A 17,931-nucleotide genomic window follows, 5' to 3' on the forward strand; every position below is an offset into this window, starting at 1 on the left:
AAGGAGCCGCACCGATGATTACCATTCGACGCATCCTGGTTCCGACCGATTTCAGCGACTGCGCGGCCCTGGCCGTGCGGTACGCGGCCGAGCTCGCCGACAAGTTCGGGGCCGAACTCGTTCTGCTCCACGTCGTCCCCGATACCGTCCTCGCTCTCCCGGACGCGGTGATGCCCACGCCTGCACCGATGACCGACTTTCAGGCGCTCGCCGATGCCGGCAAAATCGGCCTCGCGAACCTCATTACCGCAATGAAGCTGGAAAAGTACAAGCCGCGCGCGGAAGTGCGGCTCGGTTCGCCGGAGCACGAGATCGTCGCTGCGGTGAAAGACTTGCACGTCGATCTCGTGTGCATCGCGACACACGGGCGCGGGGGAATCGCCCGCGTGCTGCTCGGCAGCGTGGCAGAAATGGTCGTGCGCCACGCCTCGTGCCCCGTACTCACCGTGCGGCCCGGGGCGTGCTGACATTCGCTGTCGTCACTTCACCGGCGGAAGCCCCAACACTTCCACCGGTTGCCGGCCCGTCGGGGTTTCGGCTTCCATGCGCGTACCCGGCTCCTGGTGCTTCCACTTGAGGTACGCGAGCGCGACCGGCGCGCCGAGCCGCGGGGACGGGCAACTCGATGTGACCAGTCCGACCTCTTGGCCGTCACGGAACACCTTTGACCCGGCGGGCAGTGGTCCACCTTCCAACACCTTCAGGCCCAGAAACGCGCGGTTCACGTGCCCGGCGCGGTCGCGTGCCATCACGATCGGTTCCTGTCCCAAGTAGCAGCCCTTCGCGTAACTGACCGCGCGCGGCGCGTGCCCCACTTCCATCACGAACCGGTTCTCGTCAATGTCTTTCCCGAATACGGGTGTGCCGGCCTCGATGCGGAGCGTCTCGAACGTGTCCGCGCTCGCGGGCGTCGCACCGGCCGCGATAAGCATGCGCTTCACGCCGTCCGCGACATCCGTTCGGCACACGATGTCGAAGCCCGGCACGCCGAGTTGATCGCGCCGCCGCAGCGAGCACGTGGCCCCCTGCCCGAACGTGCGTTCCATGTGCGCGAACGCGGGCAACTCCGGCACCGACTCGCCGAGAGCGGCCCCAAGAACAGATGCGGCCTTCGGCCCGGCGAGGTGAAATTGGGCGAAGTCCGCGGTGCGGTCGGCGATTTCCACCTGCTCCGAGATGAGGTAACGGTCGAGGTACTGCACTAGTTCGGTGTTGCGGCCGGGAGTGGTTTCGATCCACATCGCGTGGCGATCATCACTCAGCCGGATGTGGTAGATCCAGGCCTGAAACTTCACCTTCGCGCGGGCGTCGCAGAAGTACGCTTCGCACCCGCCGCCTAGCGGGAGAGCCTTGATGTCGTTGGTGCTGAGGTTGCCGAGGAACATCGGCGCGTCGGGACCGGTCAGCACGAGCTTCGCGGACGCGGAGGTGTCGAAGAGCGCGGCGCCAGCGATCGCGGCCTGATACTCTGCTGCAGGAACCGAAGTTGCGAGTGTCATCGAACGGTCCGTGAGTCTGTGTTCCGTGAACGCGAGGAGCCCGACGCGAGTATTTTACGCACACGGAGGAAGGAGTTGCCCCACCACACGAGCGAAGGCGTGCGACTTTTCCGAAATGCCCGTTTCTCGCGACCACCAAGTGACAGAATCGCACCTAAATCTGTCGCGCGGCTTCGCTACGTGATAACTCGGCTCCCCGGACCTGAACGGTTCCTCTCAACGCTTCGATAGCTACACTTGAGCTTTATCTCGCGGCGCGAGTTCGAGTCCTCGCCCGCTAGTACACAGGATCGGCCCGTGCCACGAACCCGCAGGCACGTCTTGAAGCTCAACGACAACAGCCCACCCGTTCCAGCCGCCAAGCCGGGAATCGTGCCCTGGCTCATCGGGTTATTCGCGCTATGGCAGATCGCGTTCCCGCCGCTCGCCAACCTCTTTGAGTTCATCCCGCGCCGGTCCACGCTGGCCGACGAGTACCCGGAACTCAGCGCCACGCAGCGATGGGGCCGGTTCACAAATAACGACGCCGTACAGAGCGCGAGTGAGCGCGCGGGCGACGTGTTCGCGCTGTGGGGCGAAGTGAGCGGACAGGAGCAGGGGTGGAACATGTTCACCCCGGACTTCCCGCCGCACACGGTGGTTCCGATCGCGGAATTGCGGTTCGCGGACCGACCGAATGTGCGTGTCGAATCGCGGTTCAGCCCACCGGACCCAGATCATCCTCGCCCGCGCTGGCCACTGATCCACGACCGCGAGTTCAATTACGAAGCCAACATCACGATGCTGGGCTGGCACGCGGACCCTGAAACAGTGGCCGCGCGCCCCGAAGTCTGGAAGCGCCTCCCCGACCGCGTGCGCGACAACCAGAGTCTGATCTGCCACTGGCTCGCGTGGAAGATGCGTTCGTACCAAACTGCGAATCCCGGCACGCCAACACCGACCGAAGTGGTGATGATCTTCCGCTACATCCCAACTCCACTACCTCACGCCCCGCCCGGCGCACCCCGACGGCCGATCTTCGAGCGCCCGTTCGCGCGGTGGTTCCCGGACGGGGCGAAAGAACCGGGCGATTTGCCCCTCGAAGGGTATGACCCGGTGGGGGAACGATTCGTTCGCTTGAAAGCGGTGACGCCGCCGTGACCAAGCCCACCGAAACCGAACCGCGCTTCGTCGGCACCCAACCTCGGTTGCTGGGAATGTTAAACCGCTGGCACTGGCTCCTACGCCCGGTACCGGCGGAGCGCATGGCCGCGCTGCGGATCGCGGTCGCCGTGGTCGCGCTGCTCGATATCGGAATCGCGTGTTTGCCGCAATTCGCAGCGCATTTCTCGGAGAATGGCCTCGGCGGTCCGGGTGCGTATTCGTGGCGATTTCGCGACGGGCACTATTACTGGTCGCTGTTGCGCGTACTGCCGGCCGCGTGGGGACCGGCAGCCCTCCTGAGCGTGTGGGCGCTGGCCGCGCTCGCGCTGTTAGTTGGCTACCGACCGCTCGCAAGCGGGTTGGTGTGCTGGGCATGCGCGATATCGTTCTGGAACATCAATCCCGGGCTGTGTAACGGCGGCGATCAGATCCGCAACTCGCTGTTCTTGGCCGTTGCCATCGGTCGATCGGGGGCCGTGTGGGGCGTGGAATCGGTACGCAGAAACGGGCGCGTGGGGCGGGTGCTGGTTCCCGGGTGGCCCGCGAAGGTCTTGTTGGTGCAGTTCGCGTGCATGTACGTTTTCAGCGGTGTTTACAAGCTACTGTCACCGGGCTGGCAAACCGGGTACGTGATGTACTTCGTGAACCACGATCTGGAATGGTGCCTGACACCGAACCTGAGTCCGTATCTGCCCGTGTTCGCCCACCGACTCAGTTCGTGGGTCGCGGTCGCGTGGGAGCTTGCGTTCCCGCTGTTGATCGCCTTTCGCCGAACGCACGCACTCACACTATGGATGGGTGTCGTGTTCCACGTGCTGACGTTCTTCACGCTGGAAGTGGGGCACTTCGCGCTGTACTCGCTCTCGTTCTATGCGCTGTTCGTCCCGTGGGAACGATGGCACCGTCCAGCAGTTACTTCTGAACCGCTAGCGTGATTGCGTCCAGCAGTTCGGCTTCCTGGCGTTCAAACACGCAGCGCAGATCGAGCAGCACGCGGCCGTCCTGCACGCGGGTCACCACCGCGGGCGTTCCCGTGCGCAACCGCGACGCGAATTCGGTTTCACTCAACCCCTCCGCGCTCAGCCCGAGTACTGTCGTCGGCACGCTCACATCCGGGAGCGAACCACCACCGACGAACGATTCGTCCTCCCACACCCCGACCGTCACCCCGGGAATCGCCCGCACCCACGCCGCGAACGCATCGCTCCGGCGCTTCAGGTCCGTCGGCGGCGTGGTCAGCATGCGCAGAACAGGCACGTCACGAATCGCCTTCGTCGGATCGCGGTAAAGCAGCAAGGTCGCTTCGAGCGCGGCGAGCGTCATCTTGTCGAGTCGGAACGCGCGCATGAGCGGGTCGCGTTCGATTTGCTGGATGAGTGCGGTCTTCCCCACGATGATGCCGCACTGCGGGCCGCCGAGGAGCTTGTCGCCACTAAAAAGTACGAGGTCCGCGCCGCTCGAGATGCTGGCCGAAACGAGCGGCTCGCCCGGCAACCCGAAGGGCGCGAGGTCGATTGCTTGGCCGCTCCCCGCGTCGTCGATCACCAGAAGGTTGTGCTTGCGGCCGAGTTCGACCAGTTCCACAAGCTCCACGGACTTGGTGTACCCGCGGACGCGGTAATTGCTGCAATGCACCCGCATCAAAGCGGCGGTGTTCGGAGTGATCGCACGCTCGTAGTCGCTCAACCGCGTAATGTTCGTGGTACCCACTTCGCGCAGAGTGGCGCCGCTCACGGCCATCACGTCCGGGATGCGGAAGCTGCCGCCGATTTCGACCAGTTGCCCGCGCGAAACGATCACCTCTTTCCCCTGCGCGACCGCGCGAAGTGCGATCACCGTGGCGGCCGCACAGTTGTTCACCGCGGTCGCGCTTTCTGCGCCCGTAATGGCCTTCAAGCCCGCGCGAACATTCCCCTGTCGAGACGCGCGCTTCCCGGTGACGAGGTCGAGTTCGAGATTGAGGTACCCGCGCGCGGCTTCGTAGGCGGCGCGGGCGGCATCCTCGTGAAGTGGGGCGCGGCCGAGGTTGGTGTGGAGTACGACGCCGGTCGCGTTGATGACGGGGCGGATCACGGGTGCCCCCTGCGTATCAAGCGCGGCGAGCACTTCGATCGCGATTGCATCGACATTTAGCGCGAGTGATTCGCCGGCCACGAGTCTGACGCGGATCGCATCGAGTGCGGCACGAACTTGAGCGGTGATTGCGTCGGGTGAATGGCGCTCGCGTGCCCCTACGAGTGCGGGCGCGCTGAGCACTTTCGTTACGGAGGGCAGGTCGCGGAACGGATTATCACTCATGCGAACAGTGTACACGGGGCGCGGGTCACTGCCCGTCGCTACTGGCCGCGTTCAGCACGCGGACGATCTCGTCCGAGCGGTACCCGCGCTCGACCATCGATTGTTTCAGGGCCGCGTTGCGCTCGGCGACACGAAGTTTGCGCCACTGCTCGGCCACTGTTGCCACGATGAGCCACAGCGCCCCGCCGCCGAAAAGGAACGTCACGAACAGCACCGCGACCAGATCCTTGGCGATGGCGTCTTCGATCGACATGGGGCACCCCGGAAGTGAGTTCATCCTGCGCTTCGCTGCCCGGGATCGCATATTTTGCGCTCCCGACACAATTCTCGCCGCTCCGCACCCCGTTCGCAACACCCAGGTGTACCGACTTCCCCGCGGGCGCCCCGTGTGATAGAACTGGTACTAGCAATGCAAATTAAATCACTCATCGGAAGTGGCTATGGAAATTCACCAACTCCGGTACTTCGTCGCGGTCGCCGAGACGGGCAGCTTCACGCGCGCCGCGGAGCGCGAGAGCGTGACGCAACCGACGCTCAGCGAGCAAATCATGCGGCTCGAGAGCAAGAAGCACGGCCTGAACCGCCGGCTCTTCGACCGGCTGGGGCGCAAGGTCGTTCTCACCGACGCGGGGCGGGAGCTGCTCGACCACGCCCAGGGCATCCTCCGGGCGGTGAAGGAGGCCGAGCGTGCGGTACGCGATTCGGCCGAGGGCGGTACGCTCCGCGTCGGGGCGATCCCCACCGTCGCGCCGTTCCTGCTCCCCTCGATGGTCACGCAATTTCGCAAGGACCACCCCGCGGTGCAACTTCAACTGAAGGAAGACCTCACGGAACGACTGCTCGCGGACCTGCTCGCGGGCGAACTCGACGTCGCGCTCATGGCGATGCCGATCCGCGACGACCGGTTGCACGTCGAGAAGCTGTTTTCGGAACCGCTCGTGATGGCGCTACCCGCGAAGCACCGGCTCGCGACGAAGGCCGAAGTCCGGTTGGCGGACGTGCTCGAAGAACCGTTCATCCTGCTCGACGACATGCACTGTTTCGGCGATCAGGTGCTGAGCCTGTGTCACCGGGGCGGCCTGGAACCGCGCGTCGTGTGTCGGGGGGAGCAAATCGTCACGCTGCTGGCGATGGTCGCGGCCGGTCAGGGCGTGTCGATCGTCCCCGAAATGGCCGCGACCGCGGACACGGGTAAGCAGTGCGTGTACCGACCGCTGGGCAAGCCGATCCCCACGAGAACGTTGTGCGCGATTTGGCACAAACAGCGGTTCCGGCCGCCGTCGCTCCGGGCGCTTGTGGACGTGGCGAAGAAATAAGGCATCCCGTGACCCCGCCCGCAAGGGCGGCGGGTCGAGGTTCACTCGCGTCCACCCGCCGCCCTTGCGGGCGGGGTTCACCCGGGCTCCCTCACACCGGCAGCGCGAAGCGCTTGAGGAACTTCACGCCGTTGATTACGTCGGCGAGTTTGTTCTCGCCCTGCTCGCGCTCGACCGTGAGGAACCCATCGAACTCCAGCACTTGGAGCGTCGCAGTAAGGGCCATCCAGTCGAGATCGCCGGCGCCGAGCGGGACTTCCTGTAACCCGCGGCTCACGCCCGCCGAGCGCGCGTCGCGGGCGTGAACGTGCGCCACCATACCTTCGAGGGGCATCAGGTTCGCGAGGGGGTCGTGACCGTGCAACAGGAAGTTCGCCGGATCGTATGTCACCTTCAGGCTGCCCACATCGAACCCCGCGAGGTACTCTTTCACCTTCTCGGCCGGGTCATAGCCGACCTCCAGCGCAACGAGACACCCGACGCGGTCACCGTACCCGCCGAGCGCGAGGAGCGATTCGCGCATGAGTTGCGCACGCGGCGTGGTCGCATCGTCGGGCAGCTTGGGGCACGCGACAACGACCCGGCGCGCCCCGAGGTCGAACGCGAACTGCATCGTTTTGCGGACCCGCTCCAGGCGCGGCTGAAGATCGGCGGCGACGTCCAACCCGCGGCGCACCGGCACGTTCAGCGCGGCGAGTTCGAGCTCGAACGACCGGAGCAGGTTGCGGAACTCGCGCCGACCGGTTGCGCCCAGCGCATCGGGCGAGAGGTCACCGGTGGCGTCTACCTGAATTCCCCCCGCGCCCATTCGCGCCGCGGACTCGATCGCCTGGCGCAGCGGTAACTGCGTGGACTCGACAACGATCCCGATTTTGAGAGGCTTCATGGGTCGCAATCTTTGACGAACGGCCGGTGTGGAGCTTCGCGCGGAAGGACCGCACGAGGAAGCGCTCTGAACGTGCGAACGAAATCGTCCGTGCGGTCAGCCCAGAACGGCTTCCGTAGTCAATTCTATCACGTCGGGCGGTGGGGCGAGGAAGTGTGAGATCGGCTTCACGAGTGTGCGAAAATCATCCGTCGCTAGGTGTACGGTGCCCCAACGCGGACTGCGGGTGCGCATGTGGGCGCGGTAGTCGATCGCGGACACGCCACGCAACAGGTACACGCGGCCACGAAACACAAACACATCTGGGGTGCGGTGGGGCAATTCGATGTGCAGGGCCAGATCGTACACGAACGCGAGCACGCCCCGGAACCCGTCGCCGAACTTGTCCGCCCAGCGGAGCAGGCTCTCCACGTCTTCGCGCTCGCACCAGTTCTGCCAACTGTTGCGCGACTTCCCGCCCTTCCCCACGCCGGGAAACTTGCGGCCCTTCACGTCCACCACGAGCTTCGCGGCGCACGGGCTAATCACAATGAAGTCCGGCGACTTCACTTCGTCGGCATCGAGGTAGCTGCGGCGCGATTCCACCACGGGAACGACTGCGGCCCCGCGCTGGCGCAGGTACGCATCGAACGCCACCTCGTAGTGGTTGTCGGACTTCATGGTGCTGCGTTCCGCGGCAAGTCGCAACTAGACCTGCTGCTTGATGCGTTCGACCAGTTCCGCTTCCGGGACCGCGGTCTCTTCGCGCTTCGCCAGATCCTTAACCTTCCACACGCCCTGCTCGAACTCGGCGGGGCCGGCGACCACCGCGAGTTTGAAGCCGCGCTTCTCGGCGTAGGCGAACTGCGTCCCGATCTTCTTCGTTGTGTCGGGGTACACCTCGACGTTCACGCACGCGGCCCGGAGCGCCCGGGCGATGCGCTGGTAGTCACCCAGGCGGGCCGCGTCGAAGTTCACGATCAGCACTTGCGCCGGAGTGGTTTGCCCCGTGAGGAGCGGATGTTTTAGTTCTTCCATCGCGGCGATGAGTCGGTCCACGCCGAGCGACGCCCCCACCCCGGGAAGCACCTGCTTCGTGTACTTGCTCGCGAGGTTGTCGTAGCGACCGCCGCTGCACACGCTCCCGATGCCCGGTAAGTCGGTGAGGAACGTTTCGTAAATGGTGCCGGTGTAGTAATCCAGCCCGCGCGCGATACTCAGATCGATCTTGATGCGCTCTTCGGGAACACCGGCCGCCTTCGCGACCGTAAGTAGCTCGCGCAACCGACGAATACCCTCGGCGGCTTTCTCGTTCGGCGACGCACTGAAGAACGCTTCCGCCTTGTTCAGTACGTCCGCGTTCGCACCAGTCGTTTCTGCCAAATCAAGAACTGCGTTGGCCTGCAGAGCCGTCACCTCGGCTTCTTTCACCATCTCTTCGGCCACTTTTTCGCGACCGATTTTCGGCAGTTTGTCAAGCGAACGGAGCAGCGGCTCCGCTTTACCCGCGAGGCCGTTCAGTTCGAGCAGCCCATTGAGAAGTAGCCGATTGTTGACGCGGATCTCGAACTTGTCGAAGCCGATCGCAGTGAACAGGTCATTGATGACGAGCGCCGTTTCGATGTCGGCAGCGTTGGAGGTGGTGCCGATGGTGTCGAAGTCGCACTGCCAGAACTCACGGTACCGTCCCTGCCCCGGGCGCTCGCCGCGCCACACCGGCCCCATCGCGTAGCGCTTGAAGGGCGTGCCGAGTTCGTTGATGTACTGCGCACTGAACCGGGCGAACGGCACCGTGAGGTCGAACCGTAAGCCCATCTCCGCTTTGTCGCCGCGTGCGCTCAGGACGCGGTACACGAGCTTGTCGGACTCGTCACCGCCCTTGCCCAGCAGCACGTCGAGCGATTCGCACGCGGGCGTGTCGATGGGGGTGAAGCCGTAGGAGCGGTACACCTCGCGGGCGCGGCGCAGCACCTCTTCGCGCGCGAGCATGACCGACGGCAAGTAGTCGCGGAACCCGGACAGAGTTCGCGGGGTAATCAGATTAGACATTGTCCCTTATCTTCCTCTGTACCCCGGCGGGGTAAGATTCCTCAGCCCAGGGCAACGCCCTGGGTAGGTACCGGTGCAAATCACGGGCACCGACGACGAACCGTCTTGCCCGTCGCTGCCCCCCATCAAGGGGCGTGTCGCTCCTACCCAGGGCGTTGCCCTGGGCTGAGGAATCTTACCCCGGTGGGGTAAATCCAAACTCTCGTTTTATGACGTGTTCCGCTTGCGGGCGCTGACGCGCTTGAGGAACTGGCGCTCCTCGTCGGTGAGCGACCCCTGGCCGCTGCGGGCGATCTTTTCGAGGAGCAGGTCCATGCGCTCCTCGTCGCGCTGTTTCGCTTCCACTTCGCGCGCGACCTTGCGAGCCTTGCGCGCCTGCCACCACCGCGCGAGCGGCCCCGGGCGCTTCGGTTGCGGGGCCGGCTCGTCGTCTTTCTCCAGGCTCGTGTAGCCCGCCGAGAAATCGTACCCGAACGGCCCCTCGTCCATCTCCAACTGCATCAGCTTCATCGAAGCGGAATACAGCATGAAGAGCGCGAGCCCCATGAGCAACGACTCGTTCCACCCGATGGACGCGATCAGGAACACAATAGCGACCGCGAACCCGGTGTACGCAGCAACGACAACGCCGCGCCGGTGGTCGGTTCGCGCCCAAACGATTGATTGGAGCAACTGCCCGCCATCGAGCGGGTAAGCCGGGAGCATGTTAAACAGGAATAACAGCCAACTGAGCCAGAAAATGCGGTACGCCCACACCACCCACCCCGGGAGCACGGCCCGTTCGTAGCCCATGCTCGCAACCGCGGCGGTGTACGCATCCGCGTTCGCGGGCTTCGGGAGCGAGTCTTTGCCGTGTCGCGCCTCGTACTCCTTCACCTTATCCCGGAATTCGTCGAGGGTCGGCTCCTCGGCGGTGCCGGCCTTGTAGAGCTTCACCCTGTACGAACTCGTGTAGGTGCGGCTGTCGTGGAGCTTGCTCGCTTCGATGCGGTGCGGGTCGATCGTCGGATCGAGGGTCGGGACGAACCCAGCGGCGAGTATCCCGCCCGCACATACGAGACAAATAAGTACGTTCACCCCGGGACCGGCCGCGACCGTAATGAACAGCGGTTTCCACCGGTGCGGGATTTCCGTGAACGCCAACCCGCCCAGTGGCCAGATCAGGATCTCCCGCGCGTCGCCCCCGACGTACCGCGCCCCGAAGCAGTGACCGAATTCGTGTAACAAAATGATCCCGAACAGGACCACAACGGCGAGCAGGAACTTGTCCACCCACGAGACGTTGTCGTACTGCGTCAGGACCATCTGCCGGTAGAACAGACCGAGCGTGACGATGAAGAAAAAGATGTGGACGCGGACCTGGATGCCGAACAGTCGGAACAGCGGGATCGACCAACTCATCGGATCGCGCATCGGACTCACTCACTCACGCGCCGCGAACGGGTTGTCGGCGGACAACTGTTAATCTACCATCTTACACGTTACCAGTTCCAGAGTTCCGCGCTCCAAGTTCTGGGTCCGTGCTCACCAAAAGGGCGGATTCTCCACGGCACCTTCGGCACGGAATTCCAGAACCTGCGACTTTCTCGAATGAGGACTTTCATGTCCGTTGAAACCGTTCACATCGGCCGGCGCATTCGCGTCGAGGTGAATACGCTCACCACGGCCGACGGCAAAACGATCCGCCGTGATGCGATCCGGCACCCCGGCGCGGTCGTAATCCTGCCGATTCTGGATGCGGAGCACGTGGTGCTGCTGCGCAACTTCCGCTTCGTGATCGGCGAGACGCTCTGGGAAGTGCCCGCGGGCACCGTGGAGCCGAACGAGGAACTCGAAGCGTGCGCGCGGCGGGAGCTGATCGAAGAGACGGGATATCAGGCGGCGAAGTGGCGGAGCCTCGGCTTCATGTACGCCTCGCCCGGGGTGATGGACGAGAAACTGCACCTCTTCGTAGCCGAGGAACTGACCGCGGGTGCGGCACGCCCCGAACCGGACGAGCAACTCGAACCGGTCACCGTGCGCCTCGATGAAGCGATTCGCATGTGCTTGGACGGCACCATCCGCGACGCGAAGACCATCACCTCGCTCTTGCTGTGGGAGCGGCGGCTGGGCGAACGGCCGGCGTGAGCCGGCTGGTAATGCCAAGCGAGATGCGAATTTCCCACCAGCCGGCTCACGCCGGCCGTTCGCCCAGACTCACTTCACATCCACCGTACTGACGGCCTTACCGTTCTCGATGAACGCGACCTTCTTCGCACCCTCTTTCGGTATGCTCACGATAAGAGGGCTGGCGAAAGTTGCGGTTCCCGCGGGGCCGCTCTCGGCCTTGTACTGCACGTACAAAGTGCCGTCCTTGTCGAGTTTCACCGCCTCGACCTGGTACGTCGTAATCGCCGGCCCGCGCTTCACAACGACCGCGACGAACTGCTTGTCGAACGCATCGGCCGCGAGCAGCACCGGCTTCTTCCCGCCCATAAGCGGCGGCCGGGCCGCGAACACCTTCTCGAACCCGTCTTTACTGGTGAGCGCGGTGTAGGTTTCATTACCCTTCAGCCCGGAGTTATTCTTCTCGAAATAGGCATCGAACACGGTGTACGTGACCTTCTCGCCCTTGGCTTCGTCCGCGGCGCGGACCGGAACCGAGAAGGCGATAAGCCCAACGGCGATTAGTGCGAAGCGGGCCATTAAGAACCTCCCGGCGGATCAATTGGGGAGCGGGTTGGGCGCCTGAAACGTTTCGGGCGGCTCGGCCTTCGACACGACGACGACCCCCAGGTCGGTCACGGTGAACCCACGGCGCCGGTCGAACTCCGAATCGTAACCCAGAACTGTGTACGGCGGCAGCTTCACGTCCTTGTCGATGATCGCCTTCTTGATGCGGCAGTAGCGGCCCACGTCCACGCCGTCGAGCAGGATCGAGTCTTCCACCACCGCGTAGCTGTTCACCCGCACGCGGGGCGAGAGAATGCTGCGCCGGACGTGCCCACCGGAAACGATGCTCCCGGCGCACACGATGCTGTCCAGGGCCTCCCCGCGGCGCGCGTGACCGGCCGACCCCTCACCGGTGAACACGAACTTCGGCGGCGGCAACTGCGGCTGGACCGTGCGGATCGGCCACGTTCCGTCGTACATGTTCAGCACCGGCTCGACCGCGACCAGGTCCATGTTCGCTTGGTAGTAAGCGTCGAGCGTGCCCACGTCGCGCCAGTACGGGACCGCCTTACGGTTCTGGTCCAGAAACCGGTGCGCGATCACCTTGTTGCCGCTCTCGATCATCTGCGGGATGATGTTCTTACCGAAGTCGTGATCGGTGCCGGTCTTCGCCGCGTCCTGACACAATAGTTCAAAGAGCAGGCGCGTTTTGAACACGTAAATGCCCATCGATCCCAGCGCGTGGTGCGCGTCACCGGGCATCGAGTCCGCCGTTTTGGGCTTCTCCAGGAAGTTCACCACGCGGTCGTCGGCCGTGGTCTGCATGATGCCGAAGTGCCGGACCTCGTCGAGCGGCACCGGGATGCACCCGATGGTCACGTCCGCCTTGCGGTCGATGTGGGCACGGATCATGTGCCCGTAGTCCATCTTGTAGATGTGGTCGCCCGCGAGGATCAGAACGTGCTCCGCGTTCTCGCGCTCGAGCGAGTAGATGTTCTGGTAGATCGCGTCGGCCGTGCCCTTGTACCACGTCTCGTCGATGCGCTGCTGCGGCGGGAGCACCTCGACCGACTCGCCCAACTCGGAACTGAGGAAGCTCCACCCGTGGCGGATGTGGCGGTCCAGGCTGCGCGACTTGAACTGCGTGAGCACGAGCACGCGACGCAACCCACTGTTGATGCAGTTCGACAGGGTGAAGTCGATGATGCGGTACAGCCCGCCGAACGGCACGGCCGGTTTCGCGCGATCGCGGGTGAGTGGTTCGAGCCGCGTTCCCCTACCCCCGGCCAAGATCACAGTTACAACGCCGCGCATGACCACCCTCGCAACAACGACCCGTGCTCATTGTGGCGCAGGAGTCAAGTGGGGGAAAGGGGTCGGGCGCGTGCGGGGCGCGGAATTCGGAACGTCCCGACCCGTTTCTTCGTTCCCGTGCCGACGCCCTTTACCGCACGCGGCCGGAGTATTCGCCGGTTCGCGTGTCGATCACCACCCGATCCCCGACGTTTACGAACTGCGGAACGGTCACCCGGAGGCCCGTTTCGAGGGTCGCGGGTTTGGTCACCGCCGAGGCCGTGGCCGCGCGAACGCCCGGTTCCGTTTCTCGCACGATCAGTTCCACCGTCGGGGGAAGCTCCAGTGCGAGCGGCCGGTCGTCGAAGAAAACGAGTGTAGCGGCTCCGCCCTCGGTCAGGAAGCCGGTGCGGTCGCCGACGAACCCGGGCGGCAACTCGTGCTGATCGAACGATTCCTCGTCCATGAACACGAAGTGCGCCCCATCGCGGTAGAGGAACTTGACCGCACGAGATTCGAGGAACGCTTCCTCGACGCGGTCCTCGGGCTTACGATCCGGCTCGCGGACCCGTTCACCGGTTCGCCGAGTGGCAGGCCCGGACTGCCATCGGCCGCAAGTACTGGCGCCGGTGGGCGCGTCAGGTGATCATGCCCCCGGACCGCCCCGAACTCGACAACCTGGCCGATCCGAGCGAAGATCCCGCGGAGATCGCGGAGCAAGAGGAGCTGCTCGACCTGGTGCGCGGCTGCGGGAACTGACGCCGAAACAGTAATTGGCCATCGACCTGTACTTCGGGTTGACCCGTGGTGTGCCGATGGCCGCACTCGAGTGTCACACCTCGGCCGTCAACGAGCGCATCAACCGCGGGTTGCAGCATCTCGCCCTGTCCGTCGGTTCCGACCCGGAGCGTGCCGCGATGAGCCGGCGGGCGGAAGTGAGGCAGGGGAAGACTATGAGCTTTGGACCGAGCGAGAGTTGCTAAAGAGTTGAATGATTAATCGCAAAATTACCAGGAATAGGCGCGGTGCCGATTTTATCGATATTCACATCCTACCGACCTTGACGGTTCTTGCGCGCTGTCGCCCAGTTCTTGTAATTCCGATCCTTCCTCCGTAACTTGAAAATGCGGGGCATTTTGCCAAGCGGCATTCGTTTGAAGGGGCCGTGCCGTCACCACGGCTGTTGGTTATGGCTCACTGGTTGTTCTTACCTGACGACGCAATCGGTGACATCGCGGTCTTAGTCGAACTCACTCCGAAGCAGTTTGACCTACTTCGGAACTATTTAGACTCAAACGAGTTCCGTCCGCGATACGCCTTTTACACAGCGGTTGCAGACTTGCTCGGCATTTCCGACGAGTCTGCCGCTAGGCTTTGCACATTCATCAATCACGTGCAGGCACAGCGGGCGAAGTTCCGCCACAGCGGATCGCTGGTGCCCGGTGAATTGGAAAGCTTCCTTCAACGGGCCGTGAAGGGCAAAGAGGCAGAGAAAGCCAAGCGGCTTTTGGATAGAATTAAATCCCTGAAGGATCATATTGTCAAGCTATTTTCTGATTTGCCAAATAGAGATCACTCGGTAAAGGTGCGTGGTCTGGAATCCGGCCCCCTGCCTCACCTGCGCAAATTCAGAACCTTCTGCGACCTGCGCCCTGTCTATGACGCGGCAGCAAACAAGATAGTGCAATACCTACCCATAATTACACTAAGCCTAACTACACACAGAGCAGAATCTGACGCTTACGAGGAAGTAGTCATTCAGCTAGCAGAAGGGGATTTGGCAGAGTTTCAAGAACAGTTCCAACGCCTTACGAAGAAGCTAACACTGTTAAAGGAAGAATACACTTTCTCAGATGACACCCAAGAGGGAGACGAATCATGATGGGCAATCATTGCTCCCTCTTGGATGGACCAGGGGGAATTCCGGCGAAAATCGAAGCTCGGTACGACGAGGAGAAGTGGGCGAAAGCATATGCGAAGCCGCACCGCCCTTTGCTACTTGAAGAACCTGTGCGCAAGCTACGTAGATGTCGCGTCCACACATCTGTCAAGGCGCAACGGTACGAAGCCCGCGAAGCAGCACGGTCCGCCAGCCCTATGTCACTGACAGGAGGCGGACTAACAACTGCTGGTATCCTCGCGGCTGGCGGGCCGCTCTTTGCAGCGATCATTGCCGGGGTTGTAGTGTTTGCAGTGGTCGCAGTCGTGGTCGAGTCGTCACTGCGCCGTATCACTTCATGACATGGGCACTGGGTTGTACCAAGCGATTGACTGGGCGGTGGTCCGCGCAACCGCCTATGGCCGGGATGCAACGGCAGCGATTTGTATTGGGGCAACATTTAGATTCTTTGCGCCGTTTGGCAAACTCATCGACTCTGGTTTTGAAGTTAATGGCCAAGTAGCATTTTTTATTGGTTTCTTTGGCACCATAACAGCTTTAGCTTTCTGGCTGGGGAGCCTTTCGCGGTTGGAGTCAGAGCTCGCTAACTTCCGACGCCTGCGGGATACCTGTCTTATCTCCGAAGAAGATTACCGACGACTAACAGAACGAGCCGTTGCGTGGTATGCGGCGCGTCGTTTCGGCGGCCCTCTCCCGACAGCAGAACCTCCTCCACAGACCCGACGCCGAAGCAGAGCCCCGCGTCAACAAGAGCCAAATCCTCAGCCTGAACAATCTGCTGAAAACGAGCCAAACAGCGACTCGGCTTGAGCTCTGCACCTGAAAAATTCGCGCGTCTGACACTCGTTGACACCCGCGCGAGGGTGCGAAGCGGGGCGACTGGCGTCATTGAGAAATGCCCCCCCCCGGGATTCCCGGGGCTTGATGCATCCTCGACGCGGTCTTCGGGGTGGACCCGGTAGTCCGTCACCGCGCCGGTGCGCCGATTTTTCAACCAGATGCGGAGCTTTGATGGGAGGTTGCCCGGCGTGCGCAGTTCGTGATCGACGACTTGGTACAACTGACCGTCGCGAACGATGTGCGCGCCCCGGCGCAAAGTGGAATACGGAACCGACGCCATGAGGCGCCCTCCTTCGTGGGTGGAATGGTACGCGGTCCGGAACCAGTTGGTTCGCGGACTACGGCGGAACGAGCCGCATTCCAGTCCCAAGAAGTGAGAGATTCCGCATGGTCGAACCCGGGCCGAAGAAGGTTGCGACCGGAGAGACAACGAGAGCGCCCGCCGGGTTCGCGGACTATCGCCCGGTCAGGCTCTTCTCGAACATGATGAGGTTGTCACCGCGGTCGGCGTCCCAGTGGAGGCCGACGATGTCGTACCCGAGCTCGATGGCGAGGTGGAGCATCGGGCGGTGGGTGTTGTGGCACTCTAGCCGGATCGTTTCGTATTCGTGCTGCGCGGCCCAACTCTGCGCGGCTTCCATGAGTTGGGAGCCGATGCCCATGCGCCGCGCGTCGGGCATAACCCCGTAGAACCACGCGAAGAACGTGTCGGGCTTCAGCTCGAAGCCGAGGAAGAAGCCGGCCGGCTTCTCCTTTACGCGGGCCACGAGCTGTAAAACGTTGTGGCGCCCGGTGTACCGCCGGCGGAACGACTCGATCGTCTTCGCGGGGCGGAAAATCTGGTTGTACATATCGATGATGAGCGGGAGTTCGTCCGCACCCACGATATCGATGATCGCGTCCGCCATGTTAGCTCCAGGTTCGGGGTTCCCGGTTCCGGGCTCCAGGTTGAAGCGAAGACACGGCCGCGCGTCTTCGACTTGGAACTCGGAAGTTCGGAACCCGGAACGCGCTTAGCCAGGGCGGTACAAACCGCTCACGATGCTGTCCCAAGACGGTACGTTCCAGGTCGAGATCAGCTCGCGAAGAACCTCGTTCGCGGTGTCTTCTTCGGCCGCCAACGACGGCGCCGGCTCGGCATCGAAATCTTCCATTTCTTCACCCGCGGGAGCATCGAAATCGTCACTCGCGGCGACCGGTTCGGCCACCGCCTCGTCGCCCTCTTCGCCCTCATCGCCGTCTTCTTCGCTCGCCGCGGCTGCAGCTCCCGCGACCGGGGCGGCATCACCCGGTGCGCCCCCCTTGCGGCGGCGACGACGACGGCGACGGCGCTTCCGCCCGGTGCCGGGCGCCCCGTCGCCTTCGGCACCGGCTTCGCCGGCCGGCGATTCCTCGGAGTCATCGAACTCGTCCGCGCCCTCGGCTTCGTCCGATTCGGGCGCGGCGTCTTCCGGGTTCGACTCGGTCGCTTCGGCGCGGTCGTCGCTGTCGGCGGGGGCCGGCGCGGACGGCTTGTCCAGAGCGAACTCGCGTGCGAGGTCGGCCCAGTCGTCGTTATTATCGAGGGGGTCTGTCATGTGATGAGACTTCTGGTGCCGGTGGCCGCGGTTTTGCGTAGTGCGCGGCTCACGGGTCGAAAGAGGCGAACCGTGGTTTATTTATCCTATCGCGCGAGCGCGATGCCGGAAACGTCGGCTTGAGTCACGACCCACGTTCGCGCGGGCCGCGCGAGGCTCACGTCCACCACGCGGTCGCCCGGGTCCGCTCCGAACCCTTCGACCAGCGCCGGCGCCGGTTCGCCGTCCGGGAGCTCGTCGCGCGGAATCAGGAACGTGTCATCGGCCCACCCCGTGACGCTCGCGAGCTGCTCCGCGAGTGTGCCCCACACGTCCACCGGGAGCGGCAAACCGGGGAGCAGCTTCGCGAACAGGTCGCTGACGGCTCGCTCGAGACACTCGCGCGGCGGGAGGAGGTAGAACGTGGCCATAACGATAACCCTCGCAGGTGTGGCGAATGGGGTTATCGGGCGGGGCACTCATTGAACGCGAAGATTAAGGAAGATAGCGAATGAAACGA

21 protein-coding genes and 1 pseudogene are annotated in these 17,931 nt (G+C 63.5%); 7 read left to right on the forward strand and 15 right to left on the reverse strand.

The window, feature by feature from the left end:
- The first annotated feature begins 14 nt into the window (after positions 1–14).
- A complete protein-coding gene (locus J8F10_RS19840; protein ID WP_210656615.1) occupies positions 15–467 on the forward strand; it encodes a universal stress protein in 453 nt (150 codons plus the stop codon).
- 12 nt (positions 468–479) lie between these two features.
- Here J8F10_RS19840 and J8F10_RS19845 read toward each other — a convergent pair whose 3' ends face one another.
- A complete protein-coding gene (locus J8F10_RS19845) occupies positions 480–1,499 on the reverse strand; it encodes an aminomethyltransferase family protein (RefSeq protein ID WP_210656617.1) in 1,020 nt (339 codons plus the stop codon).
- A gap of 297 nt (positions 1,500–1,796) precedes the next feature.
- On the opposite strand from J8F10_RS19845, the gene J8F10_RS19850 reads away from it, so the two are divergent.
- Complete coding sequence (locus J8F10_RS19850; RefSeq protein WP_210656619.1) at positions 1,797–2,639, forward strand: hypothetical protein; 843 nt, start codon at positions 1,797–1,799, stop codon at positions 2,637–2,639.
- Entirely contained in the window at positions 2,636–3,577 is a 942-nt protein-coding gene (locus tag J8F10_RS19855) for an HTTM domain-containing protein (protein ID WP_315854129.1), read from the forward strand. The genes J8F10_RS19850 and J8F10_RS19855 overlap by 4 nt, the downstream gene beginning before the upstream one ends.
- On the opposite strand, the gene selA is transcribed toward J8F10_RS19855, so the two are convergent.
- The gene (gene selA, locus J8F10_RS19860) at positions 3,555–4,940 is read right to left on the reverse strand and encodes an L-seryl-tRNA(Sec) selenium transferase (protein WP_210656621.1); all 1,386 of its coding nucleotides are present in this window, start codon (positions 4,938–4,940) and stop codon (positions 3,555–3,557) included. The genes J8F10_RS19855 and selA overlap by 23 nt on opposite strands.
- 25 nt (positions 4,941–4,965) lie before the next feature.
- Positions 4,966–5,193 (reverse strand): hypothetical protein, encoded by a 228-nt coding sequence (locus J8F10_RS19865; RefSeq protein ID WP_210656623.1) that lies wholly within the window; start codon positions 5,191–5,193, stop codon positions 4,966–4,968.
- Positions 5,194–5,380: 187 nt separating this feature from the next.
- On the opposite strand from J8F10_RS19865, the gene J8F10_RS19870 reads away from it, so the two are divergent.
- Complete coding sequence (locus J8F10_RS19870) at positions 5,381–6,256, forward strand: LysR family transcriptional regulator (RefSeq protein WP_210656624.1); 876 nt, start codon at positions 5,381–5,383, stop codon at positions 6,254–6,256.
- Between the two features lie 91 nt (positions 6,257–6,347).
- Here the strand turns inward: J8F10_RS19870 and J8F10_RS19875 are convergent, their stop codons facing one another.
- From J8F10_RS19875 to J8F10_RS19890, 4 genes are all read right to left on the reverse strand, one after another.
- Positions 6,348–7,142: a sugar phosphate isomerase/epimerase family protein gene (locus tag J8F10_RS19875; RefSeq protein WP_210656627.1), complete on the reverse strand. Its 795-nt coding sequence runs from the start codon at positions 7,140–7,142 to the stop codon at positions 6,348–6,350.
- Between the two features lie 96 nt (positions 7,143–7,238).
- Entirely contained in the window at positions 7,239–7,802 is a 564-nt protein-coding gene (locus J8F10_RS19880; RefSeq protein WP_210656629.1) for an HYExAFE family protein, read from the reverse strand.
- A gap of 27 nt (positions 7,803–7,829) precedes the next feature.
- Positions 7,830–9,161 (reverse strand): histidine--tRNA ligase, encoded by a 1,332-nt coding sequence (gene hisS / locus J8F10_RS19885; protein WP_390891146.1) that lies wholly within the window; start codon positions 9,159–9,161, stop codon positions 7,830–7,832.
- A 216-nt stretch (positions 9,162–9,377) separates the two neighbouring features.
- The gene (locus J8F10_RS19890) at positions 9,378–10,583 is read right to left on the reverse strand and encodes a site-2 protease family protein (RefSeq protein ID WP_210656632.1); all 1,206 of its coding nucleotides are present in this window, start codon (positions 10,581–10,583) and stop codon (positions 9,378–9,380) included.
- 189 nt (positions 10,584–10,772) lie between these two features.
- Here J8F10_RS19890 and J8F10_RS19895 point away from each other — a divergent pair, with 189 nt between their 5' ends.
- Complete coding sequence (locus J8F10_RS19895) at positions 10,773–11,297, forward strand: NUDIX hydrolase (protein ID WP_210656634.1); 525 nt, start codon at positions 10,773–10,775, stop codon at positions 11,295–11,297.
- Positions 11,298–11,366: 69 nt separating this feature from the next.
- Here J8F10_RS19895 and J8F10_RS19900 read toward each other — a convergent pair whose 3' ends face one another.
- The 4 genes and pseudogenes from J8F10_RS19900 to J8F10_RS39925 all read right to left on the reverse strand — a co-directional run.
- The gene (locus J8F10_RS19900) at positions 11,367–11,855 is read right to left on the reverse strand and encodes a hypothetical protein (RefSeq protein ID WP_210656636.1); all 489 of its coding nucleotides are present in this window, start codon (positions 11,853–11,855) and stop codon (positions 11,367–11,369) included.
- 18 nt (positions 11,856–11,873) lie between these two features.
- Complete coding sequence (gene glgC / locus J8F10_RS19905) at positions 11,874–13,142, reverse strand: glucose-1-phosphate adenylyltransferase (protein WP_315854130.1); 1,269 nt, start codon at positions 13,140–13,142, stop codon at positions 11,874–11,876.
- Between the two features lie 124 nt (positions 13,143–13,266).
- Entirely contained in the window at positions 13,267–13,443 is a 177-nt protein-coding gene (locus J8F10_RS39920) for a hypothetical protein (protein WP_315854236.1), read from the reverse strand.
- A 33-nt stretch (positions 13,444–13,476) separates the two neighbouring features.
- Positions 13,477–13,614 (reverse strand): annotated as a pseudogene (locus tag J8F10_RS39925) (elongation factor P); the annotation flags it as partial.
- A gap of 274 nt (positions 13,615–13,888) precedes the next feature.
- Here J8F10_RS39925 and J8F10_RS19915 point away from each other — a divergent pair.
- A complete protein-coding gene (locus J8F10_RS19915; RefSeq protein ID WP_210656643.1) occupies positions 13,889–14,098 on the forward strand; it encodes a hypothetical protein in 210 nt (69 codons plus the stop codon).
- Positions 14,099–14,280: 182 nt separating this feature from the next.
- Positions 14,281–14,997 carry a hypothetical protein gene (locus J8F10_RS19920; protein ID WP_210656645.1) on the forward strand — a complete coding sequence of 239 codons (717 nt, stop codon included), beginning with the start codon at positions 14,281–14,283 and terminating at the stop codon, positions 14,995–14,997.
- 631 nt (positions 14,998–15,628) lie between these two features.
- Here the strand turns inward: J8F10_RS19920 and J8F10_RS19925 are convergent.
- The 4 genes from J8F10_RS19925 to J8F10_RS19940 all read right to left on the reverse strand — a co-directional run bounded on the left by J8F10_RS19925 (position 15,629) and on the right by J8F10_RS19940 (position 17,842).
- Entirely contained in the window at positions 15,629–16,135 is a 507-nt protein-coding gene (locus J8F10_RS19925) for a hypothetical protein (protein WP_210656646.1), read from the reverse strand.
- Between the two features lie 175 nt (positions 16,136–16,310).
- The gene (locus tag J8F10_RS19930; RefSeq protein ID WP_210656648.1) at positions 16,311–16,763 is read right to left on the reverse strand and encodes a GNAT family N-acetyltransferase; all 453 of its coding nucleotides are present in this window, start codon (positions 16,761–16,763) and stop codon (positions 16,311–16,313) included.
- A 105-nt stretch (positions 16,764–16,868) separates the two neighbouring features.
- Positions 16,869–17,432 (reverse strand): hypothetical protein, encoded by a 564-nt coding sequence (locus tag J8F10_RS19935; RefSeq protein ID WP_210656651.1) that lies wholly within the window; start codon positions 17,430–17,432, stop codon positions 16,869–16,871.
- An 86-nt stretch (positions 17,433–17,518) separates the two neighbouring features.
- Positions 17,519–17,842 carry a hypothetical protein gene (locus tag J8F10_RS19940; RefSeq protein WP_210656653.1) on the reverse strand — a complete coding sequence of 108 codons (324 nt, stop codon included), beginning with the start codon at positions 17,840–17,842 and terminating at the stop codon, positions 17,519–17,521.
- Positions 17,843–17,931 lie beyond the last annotated feature (89 nt).

The organism is Gemmata palustris, assembly GCF_017939745.1.
GTDB lineage: Bacteria > Planctomycetota > Planctomycetia > Gemmatales > Gemmataceae > Gemmata > Gemmata palustris.